Below are 17,709 nucleotides of genomic sequence, written 5' to 3'. Positions count from 1 at the left end.
GCCGGTTGCTAAATGGCGAGCGCCGTCACACTGTCTATACTTACATGGCTGTTTTGTTCACTGTAAGGAGGATTAGGGTGGCTGACTTGTTAACCGCACCGCCTGTACTGCCCGGAAAATTTGCTTTCTTTTTTGACCTCGACGGGACGCTCGCCGGAATTGAACCGCATCCTGACGACGTCGTTGTACCGGATCTGGTGTTAGAGAATTTGCAGCAGCTCTCCCGACAGAACGAGGGGGCACTGGCATTGATTTCAGGGCGCTCAATGGCCGAGCTGGATGTGCTCGCCAGTCCTTATCACTTTCCGCTGGCCGGTGTGCACGGAGCGGAGCGCCGCGATATCCATGATCAACTGCATATAGTTTCACTCCCCGATACGCTGGTTCAGGCGCTGCATGCGCAACTCTCTTCTGCTCTGGAACTGCTTCCCGGTACGGAACTGGAAGCCAAAGGCATGGCCTTTGCGCTGCACTACCGTCAGGCGCCTCACCATGAGGCGGCGATCTTTTCGGTAGCAAGAAGCGTGGCGGAAGCCCATCCGGAGCTGGCGTTACAGCCCGGTAAATGTGTGGTCGAGATTAAACCAGCAGGAATTAATAAAGGCGCTGCCATTGCAGCGTTTATGGCGGAAGCGCCGTTTAAAGGGCGCACGCCAGTATTTTTTGGGGATGACCTGACCGACGAGGCCGGGTTCAGCGTGGTAAACCAGGCCAGTGGCATGTCTGTCAAGGTAGGGCCGGGTGAAACCGTTGCCGGATGGCGGCTGGAAAACGTCGCCAGCGTCTGGCAGTGGATATCTGATGTCGCTAACCAGCAACAACAACAAATAGCGCAAAACAACGGGAGAAATCATTATGGGTCGCTTAGTCGTCGTCTCTAATCGCATCGCACCGCCGGATGATAAAAAAGCCAGTGCCGGTGGCCTGGCGGTCGGGGTATTAGGTGCCCTCAAAGCCGCGGGTGGACTCTGGTTTGGCTGGAGCGGGGAAATCAGTAATGATGAGAAACCGCTTAAAAAGGTGTCACGGGGCAATATCACGTGGGCTTCCTTCGCACTCAGTGAGAAGGACTATGATGAATATTATTCCGAGTTCTCAAACGCCGTGCTGTGGCCAGCGTTTCACTATCGTCTGGACCTGGTGAAATTCCAGCGTGAATCCTATGAAGGCTATATGCGCGTTAATGCGCTGCTGGCAGATAAACTGCTGCCGCTGATCGAAGAAGACGATATTTTATGGATCCACGACTACCATCTGCTGCCTTTCGCCAGAGAGCTGCGAAAACGTGGTGTGAATAACCGAATCGGTTTTTTCCTGCACATTCCTTTCCCGACGCCGGAGATTTTCACGGCACTGCCGCAGCATGAAGAGATCCTTGAGGCGCTGTCCGATTACGACCTGCTCGGTTTCCAGACGGAAAACGACAGACTGGCCTTCCTCGACAGCGTGTCCGGTAAAACCCGACTGGTCACTCACGGCGGCAAATCTCACACCGCGTGGGGACGTCATTTCCATACCGAGGTCTACCCGATTGGTATTGAGCCAGACGAAATTGCCGAGCAGGCCTCCGGTCCATTGCCTCCGAAGCTTGCCCAGCTTAAGGATGAACTCAAGCACGTTAAGAATATCTTTTCGGTTGAACGACTTGATTATTCCAAAGGGTTGCCGGAGCGATTCCTCGCGTACGAAACCCTGCTGGAAAAATTCCCGCAGCATCACGGCAAGATTCGTTATACCCAGATAGCGCCGACCTCACGCGGTGAGGTTCAGGCCTATCAGGATATCCGTCACCAGCTTGAGACCGAAGCAGGGCGCATCAACGGGCGCTACGGGCAGCTTGGCTGGACACCACTTTTCTATTTGAATCAGCACTTTGAGCGCAAAATTCTGATGAAAGTGTTCCGCTATGCGGACGTCGGGCTAGTCACGCCCCTGCGCGACGGGATGAATCTGGTGGCAAAAGAGTATGTTGCAGCACAAGATCCTGCTGACCCGGGTGTGCTGGTGCTGTCTCAATTTGCCGGTGCGGCAAACGAGTTAACCTCAGCGCTGATTGTAAACCCTTACGATCGCGATGACGTGGCAAATGCCCTGAACCGTGCGTTAACTATGCCGCTTGCGGAACGTATTTCACGCCATTCGGAAATGATGGAGACCATCATGAAGAATGATATTAACCGCTGGCAGGCGCGTTTTATTGACGATTTGCGCGCGATCCAGCCGCAAAGTCAGGAAGGTGATCTGCAAAAAAAGATCGCGACCTTCCCTAAACTCGCCTGATTTTCTCCGGGGGCATTAATTGCCCCCAAGAGGCACCAGCAGGACATCAACCTGGCTTGACGAAACGATAGATTTTGCCGAGCATGCCGCACGAGAAAAAAAACTCTGGTTATGATTTCCGCAAATAACCAGGTCAATATTCTCTTTCTGACAGATGTCGAGTATATGCGCGCTTAATTCACCGGTCGCGATAACGGTCTGATGAATCGGATAGTCTGCCCTCTCCACCAACTCTTGCAGGAATTGGTGCGTTTCCTCCTGCAATACCTCACGTATATCTTCCAGCATCGGCGCAGCCAGCTGATTATACATTTCGGGTTCTGCAGCCAGCGTGATCAGGCTGATGCGGGCATTGGCGGGGCGGGCGATGGATACGGCTCGGGCGACAAGCTGGTGGCTTTCGGGAGAAACAGCAACTGAAACAAGCAGATGGGAGTAACTCATCACGCACTCCTTTGATGTCAGAATGACAAGTTTCCCCAGCTTTACCGCGAAACTGCCATTACTGCAAGAGGTGAATGCGTCATTAGTGTGAAGCTTATCATAATTATTCATTAATTATTCTTATAAGAAGAATAACTGAAAAGATGGCCTAAATGAAAAAAATTAACAGCTTAACGTAAATTACACATTTTCCCTTCCGGGTGGTTAACTCGCCTTAACTCATCATCAACCCGGCGTAGATCGTTACGCAACGAAACTGATTTTTGTGTTACCAGCGTTAACCCACTGTTTTTACTTTATTAATTAATGGTAGTTTCAGCGTGAAGTTTTCCCCATAGCAGATCAATGCGGATTTGCCCTGTCTTTACATTTCCCAGACCCAATTCCCCCGTCCGGATGCATGAGTATTCGTTCCTGAAGAATATAAACAAGCTTGGGTTGGATAAAAAACACCCAAATTACAAGTCACGCTGATGGATTTATAGGTTACATTCGCGTAAATTATGTGACGCAGATCACATTTTTTTTAAATTCCAGGGGGGGCTGCATTGTATGTGTCAAAACTGACGAGTAGAGTTTGCGTCGAATTAGGAAAAATCTTAGTTATTTGTAAGAAAAGATAAAATGTGTAACCGACATTTTGGCCATGTTAACCGGTCACGCGCTTTACGACGTACAAACCTAAATTCAACTATGCATTTGGCCTTTTCTTTTTATACCGGGTGATTTCCCGGCGACATCACGGGGTGCGGTCTTTCCGCATAAAAATAATAGTTGGTTATTCGGGATGGGAAAAATGCATACATCCGAGTTGCTAAAACATATTTACGACATCAATTTGTCGTATTTATTGCTCGCGCAGCGTTTGATTAGTCAGGACAAACCGTCAGCGATGTTTCGTCTGGGTGTTAACGAAGAGATGGCAACCATGCTGGTGGGATTAACACTTCCGCAGATGGTCAAGCTGGCTGAAACCAATCAGCTTGTCTGCCAGTTCCGTTTCGATAACCCGCAGACCATTACGCGTCTGACTCAGGAATCCCGCGTGGACGATCTGCAACAGATCCACACCGGTATTCTTCTCTCCACCCGCCTGCTCAACGAAATCAGCCAGCCTGACGACGTAGCCCGGAAGAAAAGGGCTTAACAATGAGCGAAAAAAGCATTGTTCAGGAAGCCCGTGATATCCAGCTGGCAATGGAACTCATCACGCTGGGTGCGCGTTTACAAATGCTGGAAAGCGAGACGCAACTGAGCCGTGGTCGTTTGATCAAGCTGTACAAAGAATTGCGTGGTAGCCCACCGCCAAAAGGCATGCTGCCGTTTTCGACTGACTGGTTCATGACCTGGGAGCAGAACATCCATGCTTCCATGTTCTGTAACGCCTGGCAGTACCTGCTTAAAACGGGCTTATGCAGCGGCGTGGATGCCGTGATTAAAGCCTACAAACTTTACCTTGAGCAATGCCCGCAGCAGGAACAGGGACCCCTGCTGGCGCTGACCCGCGCCTGGACGCTGGTGCGTTTTGTTGAAAGCGGAATGCTTGAATTGTCGCGCTGCAACTGCTGTGACGGCAATTTTATTACCCACGCGCACCAGCCTGCGGGCAGCTTCGCCTGTAGTTTATGCCAGCCTCCATCCCGAGCCGTAAAAAGACGTAAACTTTCCCGGGATGCTGCCGATATTATTCCACAACTGCTGGATGAACAGATCGAACACGCTGTTTAACCCGAACCTGTGGGCAAGATTCCAGCAGCGGTAAGCGATTACCGCTGCTTTTTTTTACCCTGCGTTCAGGTCACGCGCTCGAAATGAACGTCCTGCCATAGTCACTAGCGGAAGGATGATGTCGTGCTTATCTTATTAGGTTACCTGGTAGTTCTCGGTACAGTTTTCGGCGGTTACATGATGACCGGCGGGCACCTTGGAGCACTCTATCAACCGGCTGAACTTGTCATCATCGGCGGTGCAGGGGTAGGGGCTTTTATCGTTGGTAACAACGGTAAATCGATCAAGGGCACGCTGAAGGCGATTCCGCTGCTGTTTCGTCGCTCGAAATACACCAAAAGCATGTATATGGATCTTCTGGCGCTGCTCTATCGCCTGATGGCGAAGTCACGTCAGCAAGGAATGTTCTCGCTGGAGCGGGACATTGAAAACCCGAAAGAGAGCGAAATTTTCGCCAGCTACCCGCGTATTCTGGCTGACGCGATGATGCTCGATTTTATCGTCGATTACCTGCGGCTGATCATCAGCGGCAACATGAACACCTTCGAAATTGAAGCCCTGATGGACGAAGAGATCGAAACCCACGAGAGCGAATCCGAAGTTCCGGCCAACAGCCTGGCGCTGGTGGGCGACTCGCTTCCGGCGTTCGGTATCGTGGCGGCGGTCATGGGCGTCGTTCATGCCCTGGCCTCGGCGGATCGCCCGGCGGCTGAACTGGGCGCCCTGATTGCCCACGCAATGGTGGGGACGTTCCTCGGTATTTTACTGGCATACGGCTTTATCTCCCCGCTGGCGAGCGTGCTGCGCCAGAAGAGCGCTGAAACCACCAAAATGATGCAGTGCGTGAAAATTACGCTGCTCTCAAACCTCAACGGTTATGCGCCACCGATCGCCGTCGAATTTGGCCGTAAGACGCTCTACTCCAGCGAACGTCCGTCGTTTATCGAACTGGAAGAGCATGTGCGCGCGGTGAAAAACCCCAACCAACAGACGACAACTGAGGACGCATGAAAAACCAGTCCCATCCGATCGTCATCGTAAAAAAACGCAAGCATAAGGGGCACGGGCACGGTTCTCACGGTTCATGGAAGATCGCGTACGCCGATTTTATGACCGCCATGATGGCCTTCTTTCTGGTGATGTGGCTGATCTCCATCTCCAGCCCGAAAGAGCTTATTCAGATTGCGGAATATTTCAGAACGCCGCTGGCGACGGCGGTCACCGGCGGGCCGCGCATATCGAACAGCGACAGCCCGATCCCCGGCGGCGGTGACGATTACACCCAGCAGCAGGGCGAAGTGAAAAAACAGCCTAACATCGACGAGCTGAAAAAACGGATGGAGCAGGCGCGCCTGAAAAAACTGCGCGGTGACCTGGATCAGCTGATTGAGGCGGACCCTAAATTGCGCGCGCTGCGTCCGCATCTGAAAATTGACCTGGTGCAGGAAGGGCTGCGTATTCAGATCATCGACAGCCAGAACCGACCGATGTTCAAAACCGGCAGTGCCGACGTGGAGCCCTACATGCGCGATATTCTGCGTGCGATTGCACCGGTGCTGAACGGCATTCCGAACCGCGTTAGCCTCTCCGGTCACACGGATGATTTCCCGTACGCCACGGGAGAGAAGGGATACAGCAACTGGGAGCTTTCTGCCGATCGCGCCAACGCCTCGCGTCGCGAGCTGGTGGCGGGTGGGCTTGATGATGGCAAGGTCCTGCGCGTGGTCGGCATGGCTGCAACCATGCGCCTGACCGACCGCGGACCGGATGACGCCATCAACCGTCGTATCAGTCTTTTAGTGCTGAACCAGCAGGCGGAGCAGGCCATCCTGCATGAAAACGCCGAAAGTCAGAATGAGTCACTGGACGATTTAAAACAGCCTGGGGCCGTCCCTTCGGCTGCCGTTCCAACATCGCCACCAGCCAATCCGAGGTGATAGCGTGAGCATGGATATTACCGATTTTTACCAGACATTTTTTGATGAAGCCGACGAATTGTTGGCCGATATGGAGCAACATTTGCTGGATCTGGTGCCCGAGGCACCGGACTCAGAACAGCTCAACGCCATCTTCCGTGCGGCGCATTCCATTAAAGGCGGAGCCGGAACGTTTGGATTTACCATTTTGCAGGAAACAACCCATTTAATGGAAAACCTGCTGGATGAAGCACGACGCGGTGAGATGCAGCTCAATACCGACATTATCAACCTGTTTTTGGAAACGAAAGATATTATGCAGGAACAGCTCGACGCCTATAAAAGTTCGGCAGAGCCTGATGCCGCCAGCTTTGAATACATCTGCAACGCGCTGCGTCAGTTAGCGCTGGAAGCCAAAGGTGAGGCGTCTGCGCCCGTTGTCCCTGCGGCAAAACTGAGCGTTGTTGACGCCGCGGCCAAACCAGACAGTGCGCCTGATGCGCCCGCAGGAAAATTGCGCGTAGTGCTGTCACGGCTGAAAGAGAACGAGGTCAACCTGCTGGAAGAGGAGCTGGGTAACCTGGCGACGCTCAGCAACGTGGTGAAGGGTAAAGACAGCCTGGCCGCGACGCTCGACGGCGGGATCGGCCAGGATGACATTGTGGCGGTGCTGTGCTTCGTGATTGAAGCGGATCAAATTGCGTTTGAAACCGAGGCGGCGGCCGTTGAAGTGCCCGCGCCGGCAGAAATTGCCCCTGCGGTAGTTGCCGCTGCCCCTGCACTGAAAGCCGTGCCCAAAGAGACGGCCGCCCCGGCCCGCGGTGAAAAACCGGCGGCGCGTTCCAGCGAGTCCACAAGCATTCGCGTGGCGGTGGAGAAAGTGGATCAGCTGATCAACCTGGTGGGTGAACTGGTGATCACCCAGTCGATGCTGGCCCAGCGCTCCAACGAGCTGGACCCGGTGACCCACGGCGATCTCATCACCAGCATGGGCCAGTTACAACGTAACGCCCGCGATTTGCAGGAATCGGTGATGTCCATCCGCATGATGCCGATGGAATATGTCTTCAGCCGCTTCCCGCGCCTGGTGCGCGACCTGGCCAGCAAGCTCAACAAACAGATCGAACTCACGCTGATGGGCAGCTCCACCGAGCTGGATAAGAGCCTGATTGAACGCATTATCGACCCGTTAACGCACCTGGTGCGTAACAGCCTCGACCACGGCATTGAGCTGCCGGAAAACCGCGTGGCAGCCGGAAAATCGCCAGTGGGCAACCTGATCCTGTCAGCAGAACATCAGGGCGGCAACATCTGCATCGAAGTGACCGATGACGGCGCGGGCCTGAACCGCGAGCGCATTCTGGCGAAGGCGATTTCGCAGGGCATGGCGGTCAACGAAAACATGACTGACGAAGAAGTGGGCATGCTGATTTTTGCCCCGGGCTTCTCAACCGCAGAGCAGGTCACCGACGTTTCCGGCCGCGGCGTGGGCATGGACGTGGTGAAACGTAACATTCAGGAGATGGGCGGTCATGTTGAGATCCAGTCTAAGCAGGGCGCGGGCACCACGATCCGTATCCTGTTGCCGCTAACGCTGGCCATTCTTGACGGCATGTCCGTTAAAGTGGCGGACGAAGTCTTTATTCTGCCGCTGAACGCGGTGATGGAATCCCTCCAGCCGCGCGAAGAAGATCTGCATCCGCTGGCGGGCGGCGAGCGCGTGCTCGAAGTGCGCGGCGAGTACCTGCCGCTGGTGGAACTGTGGAAAGTGTTCGAAGTGGACGGGGCAAAAACCGAGGCCACGCAGGGTATCGTTGTGATCCTGCAAAGCGCCGGACGCCGCTACGCGCTGCTGGTCGATCAGCTGATTGGTCAGCATCAGGTGGTGGTTAAGAACCTGGAAAGTAACTACCGCAAAGTGCCGGGGATCTCTGCTGCCACCATCCTGGGTGATGGTAGCGTCGCGCTGATCGTCGATGTATCGGCACTTCAGGGATTAAATCGTGAACAACGTGTGGCGAACACAGCCGCCTGATTAAGTAAAAGGTAATAACATGACCGGTATGAGTAACGTAACGAAACTGGCGGGCGAGCCATCTGGGCAGGAATTCCTGGTTTTCACTTTAGGTGATGAAGAGTACGGTATCGACATCCTGAAAGTGCAGGAAATTCGCGGGTACGATCAGGTAACGCGCATCGCGAATACGCCAGCGTTTATCAAGGGTGTGACCAACCTGCGCGGTGTGATTGTGCCTATCGTGGATCTGCGCGTGAAGTTCAGCCAGGGCGATGTGGAGTACAACGATAACACGGTGGTGATTGTTCTGAATCTGGGGCAGCGCGTGGTGGGGATTGTGGTGGACGGCGTGTCAGATGTGCTGTCGCTGACCGCCGATCAAATCCGTCCTGCGCCGGAGTTTGCGGTCACGCTGTCGACGGAATACCTGACAGGGCTGGGTGCGCTCGGCGAGCGTATGCTGATTCTGGTGAATATTGAGAAGCTGCTGAACAGCGAAGAGATGGCGCTGCTGGATATTGCGGCGAATCACGTGGCATAAAATAATGCCGGGTGGCGGCTTCGCCTTACCCGGCCTACAAATGGCTCGAACACGTAGGCCGGGTACGCGTCAGCGCCACCCGGCTCTTTTGTATCTTTACGCCTCCTGCTCCACCAGCTCTGCCTCCGCTTCCCGCGCCCCTTCATTCTGCGACAGCATCGCCGTCGCAATCCCGTTCCCCAGCACGTTAATGGCCGATCTCCCCATATCCAGGAAATGGTCAATCCCCATCAGCAGCAGGATCCCGGCTACCGGAATGTTAAAGCCTGGAATGGTTGCCGCCAGCACCACCAGCGACGAGCGCGGTACGCCCGCAATGCCCTTCGAGGCCAGCATCAGCGTTAACATCAGCACCGTCACCTCGGTAAAACTCAGGTGAATGTTGTACGCCTGGGCAATAAACATTGAGGCGAACGAGCAGTACACCATGGAGCCGACCAGGTTAAACGAGTAGCCGATTGGCAGGACGAAAGAGGCGATATTCCGTGAACAACCAAAGCGCGCTAACTGCTCCAGCGTTTTTGGGTATGCCGCTTCAGAGCTGCTGGTGGTAAACGCCACCAGCACCGGATCTTTCAGCATCGCCACCAGACGGAAAATCTCTTTCTTCAGTACCATGTAACCCACGGCCAGCAATACCAGACAGGTCAGGAGGATCGCCACATAATAACCGCCAATAAACGAGGCATAGTTCAGCAAAATGCCCAGCCCCTGGGTGGCAATGACGGACGAAATCGCCGCGAAAATGGCCAGCGGCGCAACGTACATCACGTAGCCCGTCACCTTCAGCATAATGTGGGATACCACATCCAGCGCCGCGACCAGCGGGGCGTTGAATTTTTGGCCCAGTGACGCGCCGCCAATGCCGAAGAACATCGAGAAGACCACAATTTGCAGGATCTCATTGTTGGCCATCGCGCCGGCAATGCTGGTTGGAATGGTGTGTGACAGAAAGGCTTTCAGCGACATCCCGCTCACGGCCAGGCCGGTATCAACCGTCTCTGTCGGAATGCTCAGGTTCAGACCGCTGCCGGGTTGTTCAAGGGTAACAATAAACAGCCCCACCAGAATGGAAAGTACGGATGAGCTGATAAACCACACCATCGCTTTACCCCCGACGCGCCCAATCGTAGACGTTTCACCCAGCCTCATAATGCCCACCGTCAGGGTGCTGAACACCAGCGGGGCTATCACCATCTTGATCAGCCGCAGGAAAATATCGGTCAGCAGGGTGATGTTCTCCGACCAGGCCTGTATCGCGTCGGACGAAGCATACTCATGGATGGCCGCACCGGAAAGAATGCCCGCCAGCATGAAAATCACGATGAAGAGCGTGAGTTTGTTTGCACTTGCCACAAAAAGATCCTCTATGCGCTAAAAGAGTTTCCTGCGTCAATGCATACAAAATTTTTATTTAAGCGCAGGAAAATATTCGGGGCATAAATTGAAGTAAAGCTGCGTGAGTTACAACTTGTTTTTAATTTTTATGAAATTCGTTGTTTTTATCATGACGATATATTGTGACTCAGATCACACTACAGGCGATATATCCTCAAGTTAAGCAAGAATAATGCCCATTTTTTTTTGCTAACCCTTTGTAATGTTTGTTAATAACCTGTTAATTCGAGCGGGGTTGCCCTCTTTTTGATGAAAGTGGTTGAAGTGCTAACCATAAACTAAATTCTCAGTAACCGCGCCGGGGAATGTTTAAGCGGGGCTAACATACTGAACAGTATGAATAAAATATGGCAAGCGAACCTATATTTCTTCTGGAGGGTGGTAAATGAAAAGAAAACTTCTTTTTATCTGCGCGGGCACGCTGCTGACGGCGGGAACGGTCGGTCAGGCTCTCGCGGTCACCAGTAGCGGCACTATCGGCGCGACGTTGACGCTGACAAACGGCTGCTTGATCAACGGCTCGCCAACGCAAAATGGCATTAACTTCGGGACGCTGGATTTCGGCACTCATCCTGCAACATTCTCCACCCTGACAACCCAGTTAACCGGTGCCAGCGGAGGAAACACCTTTACCATTCAATGTACCACTGCCAGTTACACGGTGGCGATCACCGGCAACACTAACGCTACCGCACCCGGAACCGTTGTCGGCACCCCAGGTACGCCGGGCCGCTATCTGGTCAACACCGCCAATGCGGCGCAGGGCGTTGCCTACAGCCTGTTCAGCGATAGTGGTTACAACAACGTGGTTGCGAACAATGCCGCGTTGCCGGTCGCCTCTACTGCGGGTGGGGTGGATAGCTACACCCTCTACGCACGCATTACGGGCGGCGGCAATAGCGTGACGGTCGTACCGGGAACCTATACCGACACGATTAACGTCAGCGTCACCTACTGATTCAGCCATGAAGGCATTGTTATGTCTGCGCGACAGCGCAGAGGGCGTCGTGCACCCTTTTTTGACCCTGTTGGTCGGGCTGATGTTGATCCCAGACGCCGGGGCGGTGACGTCCCAGTCATTCAGGGTGAGCGCGACGGTTGTGCCTGGATGCTCGGTGAGCACCGGCACCGGCGGGCGTTTCGGTACGCTGAATTTCGGGACCCGCAGCGGCGTGGAGAGCGCACCGGTCAGCACCAGCTTTGTTGCCGACGGCGCGTTGTCCATCGCCTGCACACCGGGTGTGGCGCTAAGTATGAGCATTAATGGCGGTCAGAATTATAGCTCTGTGCGGCGGATGACGCGTTCAGGCGGGACAGAGGTGGTCGGTTACCGGCTCTACAGCAGCAGCTCTCTGGCCGCAAACAGTGAAATTGGGGTTAACCAGGCAATACCGATTACCTATACCAACAGCAATAACATCGCGCTGCCTCTTTTTGGCGTCGCGCTTTTGACCGGGTTTAGCCCGTCAGGAACGTATTCAGATCAACTCACCGTGACCTTGTCATGGTAGGAAAGGGAGAGCATTGATGAAGCCATTTTTCAGGCGGTCAGGCCTGTTGAGTCTGTTGGGGATAACGGCCCTTACAGCGGTTAAGGCGCAAGCAGCCGCAACCATTCTTCTTTGGCCTATCGATCCGTGGCTTTCGGCAGACGCCAGAGCAACTGAATTGTGGATCCAGAATCAGGGCAACAGCGCCACGACAATGCAGATACGCATTGTGCGCTGGAAACAGGAGGGCGGATATGAGCGTTACACCGCCCAGCAGGATGTGGTCGCCAGCCCGCCGATCGTGACTATCGCTAAAGGCAGTAAACAGCTTATTCGCCTGATTAAGCAGGGGACGATCCCGTCCGGCGTCGAGCAAGCCTACCGCATCATTGTGGATGAGATTCCCCAGCCGGATGCCAAAGCGGAACCGTCTATGGGCCTCAAACTGCAAATGCGCTATTCCATTCCCTTATTTGTTTATGGACAGGGGATCCCCACCCTCAACGAAGGAGAGCATCACGCGCTGGCGAACACTCAGCAGCTCAACTGGCGGGTCATTCAGGAGGAGGGGAAACCCGCGCTTGAGGTCCGCAATCAGGGGAACGTTCACGTCAGGCTCAGCCAGGTTGCGGTTGAGCAGGGCGGGCAAAAACGCACGGTTGCCGAGGGGCTGCTGGGTTATGTGCTGCCAGGCAGCACCCGAAGCTGGCCGCTTCCGGCAGGGATTTATCAGCCGAATCGGATGAGCGCGCAAATTAATGCCAGGGATACGCAATGGCAATCGACGCCCGTCAACTGAAACCGGCGATGATGATCCTGCTTTGCGTCAGTACCAGCGCATTTGCCGAAACCGGCGACGACAGTTTACCGCCGCCGCCGGACGCGCGGACGATGAACGGCGAAGCTGTATTCCAGCTCGCCCTGGTGCTGAACCACTATGACACGGGTCTGGTGGTGCCGGTGACGCAGCGCGAGGGCGCCTGGTTTATTTCAGGAGCGGATTTGCTTCGCGCCGGACTGCCGCAGGAGCATGTGCCTGCCGGAGAGGTGAACCTTTCAACGCTCTCATCGGTACGCGTAGAGTATGACAGCAGCGCCCAGCGGCTCATGCTGACGGTCCCCCGGGACTGGGTTGCGGCGCGGATCACGTCGTTTAGGGGTCAGAGCGCGCAAAGCAAGCCGCATTATGGCCGGGGCGCGCTGCTCAACTACGACGTTTATACCAACCATACCGAGCACACGGGCGGCCAGGCGTCGGTGTGGCATGAGTTCCGCTATTTCAACGAAGACTATTCGTTTTCTTCGACAGGGTACGCCCGACAGAATTTCGCCGGAAGCAGCGGGCAGCAGGAAGGATACGTGCGCTATGACTCAACCCTGCTGATCACCAACGAGGAGGATGCCACCACCTGGACCGTTGGGGACGTCATCAGCGATGCGCTGAGCTGGAGCACCAGCGTGCGGATGGGCGGGATCAGCTACGGGCGCGACTTCTCCCTGCGTCCGGATCTGGTGACCTGGCCGCTGCCGGCGTTTTCCGGTGAGGCGGCCGTCCCGACCTCGGTCGATCTCTTTATTAATGGCTACCGTTCCGGCTCCACCCGCCTTCAGCCGGGGCCGTTTACCCTCACTAATCTGCCGTACATCAACGGCGCAGGGGATGCGGTACTGGTCACCACCGACGCGCTGGGACGTCAGGTGAGCACCACGCTGCCGTTTTATGTCAGCAGCGATCTGCTGAAGCAGGGGTTAAGCGACGGCGCCGTGACGCTGGGCAGCCTGCGGCGCAACTACGGTATAGAGAATTTTGACTATGGCCCGGCGGCGGGCAGCGGATCGTATCGCTACGGGGTGACCGACTGGCTGACGCTGGAGGGGCATGCGGAAGGGGCGGAGTCGCTGGCGCTCGGCGGCGCGGGCACGGTGCTGAAGCTCGGGCGTTTTGGCGTGGTGAACACGTCTTATACCCAAAGCCGGATGCGCGGCGACGAAGGGGGCCAGATGAACTGGGGCTATCAGTACAGCACCAGCGAGTTTAGCGTAGCGACCCAGCATACCCGACGCGACCGCGGCTTCGGCAACCTCGCCCTGTACGATCAGCCCACCGTTTATGATGAATATGATAACCCCGTTGCCAGCCTGAGCCGCAATACCGACCAGTACTCCTTAACCTTTAACCTCGGTGATTACGGCAATATCGGTGCGGCGTGGATCGGCGTGGAGAGTTTTGACAGCCGGAAAACCGAGCTGCTCAACCTCTCCTGGAGCCGAAATCTGTGGCGCTCAAGCAGTATTTACCTGGCGGCCAGCCGTGACCAGCAGCGGGACGACTGGACGGTTGCGCTGTCGTTGCAGGTCCCTCTGGGCGAACGTGACAGCGCCGCCGTTACCTTTGAAAACACGCCTGACGCAGGCAGCACTCAACGCATTAACTACAACCACTCGATGCCGTCTGACGGCGGCTTTAGCTGGAACATGGCCTGGGCCAACCAGTCGCGGTCGAGTAACTATCAACAGGCCACGCTCGGCTGGCGGAATAACAATGTTGAGCTTCAGGGCGGCGGCTACGGTGAGAAGGGGATGATGACCTGGTGGGGCGAGGCGATGGGCTCTGTCGTCCTGATGGACGGTGAGCTGTTTGCGGCGAACAAAATCAACGATGCGTTTGTGGTGATCAGCACCGACGGACATCCGGACGTACCCGTCAGCTACGAGAACCAGCCGGTTGGTAAAACCAATAACAAAGGTTATCTGCTGGTCAGCGGCGTTTCCGCCTATTACCCGGCGAGCTACCGCATTGATACCCTGAACTTACCTGCGGATACCCGGCTGAAAGAGACCGAGCGTCGGGTGGCGATTCGTCGGCATAACGGTTATCTGGTGGATTTCCCGATGGAGCAGGAGCGGGTTGCCAGCGTGGTCCTGCATGACGCGCAGGGCAATGCGATCCCGGTGGGAAGCCAGGTCAAACGCGCGTCCCGCAGTAGCGCGGTTGTTGGCTACGACGGCCTCGCCTGGCTGGAAAACCTCAACGATGTGAATCCTCTGGAGGTCATCACCCCGGACGGTAAACGCTGTATGGCAACGTTGAACGTGGGCGCAAATCCCGAGCATAAGCTGCAAACCTACGGTCCGCTGACCTGCCGGGAGGCGCCGTGAAACGCCTGTTGATAGCCATACTGTTGCTGTTCTCGGGCAGCGGCTGGGCGGCCTGCACCGTCAGTACGGTGAACGCCTCGTTTGGCAGCGTCACCTCATTCGCCCTGAGCAGTACGGGGGAGGTGCAAACCACCGGCACGCTGGTGGTGTCCTGCGATACTGTTCTCAACCTGCTAACCAACGACTCGGTGACGCTGACCTACACCTCGGCGTCGATAGCCGCCAACAGCCGCGCCACCATGAAACGTACCGATAATGCGGCCATCGCGGACGTTATCCCCACGCGCCTGTGCGGTGCCACTGGCTGCGGCGGAAACAGTGAAGTACAAATCAGCAAAACCTATACCTGGAATGGCAACACCCTGCTCGGGCTGCTGGGGTCAAGGCGCTACAACATTCCGCTTTATTTCCGTACTGTGCCGGGGCAGAACGTCACGGCCGGGCCGTACCAGGTGTTGTTAACGTTCAGCATCAACTACAACGTGTGCGCCGTTGGCGCGGGCGGGCTATGCCTGACCCCGCAAACCGGCACGGCAACTACCTCCATTCTCCTCAACATGACCGTCACCAACGATTGCAGCACGATGACCACGCCGGACGTGAATTTTAACAGCGCGCCGCTGGTGCAAAATTTTCCCACCGTTTCGCAGTCGATCGCCGTCACCTGCACCAAGGGCAGTACCTACACCATAGGCATTAATAATGGAGCAAACGCCCTGAACAACGTTCGTCGTATGGTTAGCGGCAGCAATTTTATGAGTTACGACATCTATAAAGAGGCGACCAGCAACCGCTGGGGCGGCAGTGGCAGCGAGCGCTGGGCCAGCGCCAGCTCATCCCAGGTCAGTACCGACGGGCTTTTACGCACCTATAACTACAGCGCTAAGGTCCTGACCAGCCAGGCCACGCCGCCTGCCGGAACCTACACCGACACGCTGATCGTTGACGTCGCGTTCTGACTCCCCGCGCTTTTCCCTTTCGCAAATGTAAAGTTCCCGTGGCCCCTGCCGATAACACCGTTAATCAATCGATGAGAAGGTGTTGTATGTTGAACCGTATCCGCGTTGTCACAATGCTTATGATGGTGCTGGTCATTTTCGCACTTCTTCAGCTTATTTCTGGCGGCCTCTTTTTCTCCTCGTTAAAACAGAACCAGGACAGCTTCGCGGCCTCGAACGATTTGCGGATGCAGCAAAGCGAACTGACCACAACCTGGGATCTGATGTTGCAGACGCGTATCAATCTGAGCCGCTCGTCTGCCCGCATGATGATGGATCCGAACAACCAGCAGAGCAGCGCAAAAACGGAACTGCTGAAGAATGCGCGCGCCACCCTGGCAGACGCGGCGAAACATTACGAGGCCTTCAAAAAAATCGCCCCTCAGCCCGCAATGGCGCAGGCGAGCGCGAACATAGATGAAAAATATCTGGCCTACTTCGCCGGCCTCACGGAGCTGGTGCAGTTCCTGGAGAAGGGCAATATGGACGCCTATTTCGCGCAGCCGACCCAGGGCATGCAGAACGCCCTCGGCGCGGCGCTCGGCGAGTACGCCAAAGCCAGCGGCGAGCTTTATCACTCCGCCTTTACGCAAAGCCAGAACGACTACCGTTTCGCGAAATGGCAGATGGCGGTGCTCGCCCTCGCGCTGGTCATCGTGCTGGTGGCCGTGTGGTACGGCATTCGTCATATCCTTCTTAATCCGCTTGGCCGCGTCATTGCCCATATCCGCGATATTGGCCGGGGCGATCTCACGAAAACGCTGACCGTTTCTGGTCGCAACGAGATCACCGAGCTGGCGACCAGCGTCGACCATATGCAGCGTTCGCTGATTGATACCGTCGCCAACGTGCGCGAGGGGGCGGATGCCATCTATACCGGCACGAGTGAAATCGCGATGGGCAACAACGATCTCTCGTCCCGTACCGAACAGCAGGCGTCCGCTCTGGAAGAGACGGCGGCCAGCATGGAGCAGCTCACCGCGACCGTGAAGCAGAATGCCGACAACGCCCGTCAGGCGTCGCAGCTTGCAGAAAGCGCGTCCGACACCGCCCAGCGCGGCGGTCGGGTGGTCGACGGCGTGGTGAAAACCATGCATGACATTGCCGACAGCTCGAAGAAAATCGCCGATATCATCAGCGTTATCGACGGCATTGCCTTCCAGACCAACATTCTCGCCCTGAACGCGGCCGTTGAAGCGGCGCGTGCGGGCGAGCAGGGACGTGGGTTTGCCGTGGTCGCTGGCGAAGTACGTAACCTCGCCAGCCGCAGCGCCAATGCGGCGAAAGAGATCAAAGCCCTGATTGAAGACTCTGTTTCACGCGTGGATACCGGCTCGGTGCTGGTGGAAAGTGCGGGTGAAACCATGAATGACATCGTGAATGCCGTGACGCGCGTGACGGACATCATGGGTGAAATCGCCTCTGCATCGGATGAGCAGAGTCGTGGTATTGACCAGGTCGCTCTGGCGGTATCGGAAATGGATCGTGTGACGCAGCAAAACGCCGCCCTGGTGCAGGAGTCCGCTGCCGCGGCCGCTGCGCTTGAGGATCAGGCGAGCCGCCTGAAAATGGCCGTCTCGGCGTTCCGTCTTACTTCAAAAACAACAATTACGGTCAGCTCGCGGTCGGCGTACAGCGAAGCAACCCCGGCGCCCGTGACAAAACCTACGCGCGCAGCGGTGACCGGACAAGATGAAAACTGGGAAACATTTTGACTGACAATTAAACCGCGGCTGCT

Annotated in this window: 16 protein-coding genes; 14 read left to right on the top strand and 2 right to left on the bottom strand. The window is 55.8% G+C overall.

Annotated features, from left to right (window positions below; genetic code table 11):
* The first annotated feature begins 77 nt into the window (after positions 1 to 77).
* Both otsB and otsA read left to right on the top strand, forming a co-directional pair.
* Positions 78 to 881 (top strand): trehalose-phosphatase, encoded by an 804-nt coding sequence (otsB, locus tag HWQ15_RS22055; RefSeq protein WP_022648515.1) that lies wholly within the window; start codon positions 78 to 80, stop codon positions 879 to 881.
* Entirely contained in the window at positions 856 to 2,280 is a 1,425-nt protein-coding gene (otsA, locus tag HWQ15_RS22050) for an alpha,alpha-trehalose-phosphate synthase (RefSeq protein WP_058677595.1), read from the top strand. Before otsB ends, otsA begins: the two co-directional genes overlap by 26 nt.
* Before the next feature lie 15 nt (positions 2,281 to 2,295).
* Here otsA and uspC read toward each other — a convergent pair whose 3' ends face one another.
* Complete coding sequence (uspC, locus tag HWQ15_RS22045; RefSeq protein ID WP_022648513.1) at positions 2,296 to 2,724, bottom strand: universal stress protein UspC; 429 nt, start codon at positions 2,722 to 2,724, stop codon at positions 2,296 to 2,298.
* 796 nt (positions 2,725 to 3,520) lie between these two features.
* On the opposite strand from uspC, the gene flhD reads away from it, so the two are divergent.
* The 6 genes from flhD (at position 3,521) to cheW (ending at position 8,926) form a co-directional block, all read left to right on the top strand.
* Positions 3,521 to 3,871, top strand: a complete 351-nt coding sequence (gene flhD / locus HWQ15_RS22040; protein WP_176587412.1) for a flagellar transcriptional regulator FlhD — start codon at positions 3,521 to 3,523, stop codon at positions 3,869 to 3,871.
* 2 nt (positions 3,872 to 3,873) lie between these two features.
* Complete coding sequence (flhC, locus tag HWQ15_RS22035; protein ID WP_022648512.1) at positions 3,874 to 4,452, top strand: flagellar transcriptional regulator FlhC; 579 nt, start codon at positions 3,874 to 3,876, stop codon at positions 4,450 to 4,452.
* Positions 4,453 to 4,575: 123 nt separating this feature from the next.
* Positions 4,576 to 5,463 (top strand): flagellar motor stator protein MotA, encoded by an 888-nt coding sequence (motA, locus tag HWQ15_RS22030; RefSeq protein WP_003859696.1) that lies wholly within the window; start codon positions 4,576 to 4,578, stop codon positions 5,461 to 5,463.
* Complete coding sequence (gene motB / locus HWQ15_RS22025; protein WP_022648511.1) at positions 5,460 to 6,389, top strand: flagellar motor protein MotB; 930 nt, start codon at positions 5,460 to 5,462, stop codon at positions 6,387 to 6,389. Before motA ends, motB begins: the two co-directional genes overlap by 4 nt.
* Positions 6,390 to 6,393: 4 nt before the next feature.
* Positions 6,394 to 8,403: a chemotaxis protein CheA gene (gene cheA / locus HWQ15_RS22020; protein ID WP_022648510.1), complete on the top strand. Its 2,010-nt coding sequence runs from the start codon at positions 6,394 to 6,396 to the stop codon at positions 8,401 to 8,403.
* Between the two features lie 19 nt (positions 8,404 to 8,422).
* Complete coding sequence (gene cheW, locus HWQ15_RS22015; protein WP_003859699.1) at positions 8,423 to 8,926, top strand: chemotaxis protein CheW; 504 nt, start codon at positions 8,423 to 8,425, stop codon at positions 8,924 to 8,926.
* Between the two features lie 96 nt (positions 8,927 to 9,022).
* Here cheW and HWQ15_RS22010 read toward each other — a convergent pair whose 3' ends face one another.
* Positions 9,023 to 10,282, bottom strand: coding sequence for a dicarboxylate/amino acid:cation symporter (locus HWQ15_RS22010; RefSeq protein ID WP_023306494.1), 1,260 nt, complete (start codon positions 10,280 to 10,282; stop codon positions 9,023 to 9,025).
* 427 nt (positions 10,283 to 10,709) lie between these two features.
* Between HWQ15_RS22010 and HWQ15_RS22005 the strand changes: the two genes are divergently transcribed.
* From HWQ15_RS22005 to tar, 6 genes are all read left to right on the top strand, one after another.
* The gene (locus HWQ15_RS22005) at positions 10,710 to 11,282 is read left to right on the top strand and encodes a spore coat protein U domain-containing protein (protein ID WP_063199239.1); all 573 of its coding nucleotides are present in this window, start codon (positions 10,710 to 10,712) and stop codon (positions 11,280 to 11,282) included.
* Positions 11,283 to 11,289: 7 nt separating this feature from the next.
* Positions 11,290 to 11,835: a spore coat U domain-containing protein gene (locus HWQ15_RS22000; RefSeq protein WP_022648507.1), complete on the top strand. Its 546-nt coding sequence runs from the start codon at positions 11,290 to 11,292 to the stop codon at positions 11,833 to 11,835.
* A gap of 16 nt (positions 11,836 to 11,851) precedes the next feature.
* On the top strand, positions 11,852 to 12,613 hold the full coding sequence (locus tag HWQ15_RS21995; protein WP_023300459.1) for a molecular chaperone: 762 nt from the start codon (positions 11,852 to 11,854) through the stop codon (positions 12,611 to 12,613).
* A complete protein-coding gene (locus HWQ15_RS21990) occupies positions 12,589 to 14,973 on the top strand; it encodes a fimbria/pilus outer membrane usher protein (protein WP_063215902.1) in 2,385 nt (794 codons plus the stop codon). The genes HWQ15_RS21995 and HWQ15_RS21990 overlap by 25 nt, the downstream gene beginning before the upstream one ends.
* A complete protein-coding gene (locus HWQ15_RS21985; protein WP_023300457.1) occupies positions 14,970 to 15,932 on the top strand; it encodes a spore coat U domain-containing protein in 963 nt (320 codons plus the stop codon). The genes HWQ15_RS21990 and HWQ15_RS21985 overlap by 4 nt, the downstream gene beginning before the upstream one ends.
* Positions 15,933 to 16,018: 86 nt before the next feature.
* Positions 16,019 to 17,686, top strand: coding sequence for a methyl-accepting chemotaxis protein II (tar, locus tag HWQ15_RS21980; RefSeq protein WP_063148567.1), 1,668 nt, complete (start codon positions 16,019 to 16,021; stop codon positions 17,684 to 17,686).
* Positions 17,687 to 17,709 lie beyond the last annotated feature (23 nt).

This window comes from Enterobacter sp. DSM 30060, from assembly GCF_013375955.1.
Classification (GTDB): domain Bacteria; phylum Pseudomonadota; class Gammaproteobacteria; order Enterobacterales; family Enterobacteriaceae; genus Enterobacter; species Enterobacter intestinihominis.
Note: the sequence above shows the minus strand (reverse complement) of the source record. Positions and strands in the feature narration are given on the sequence as shown.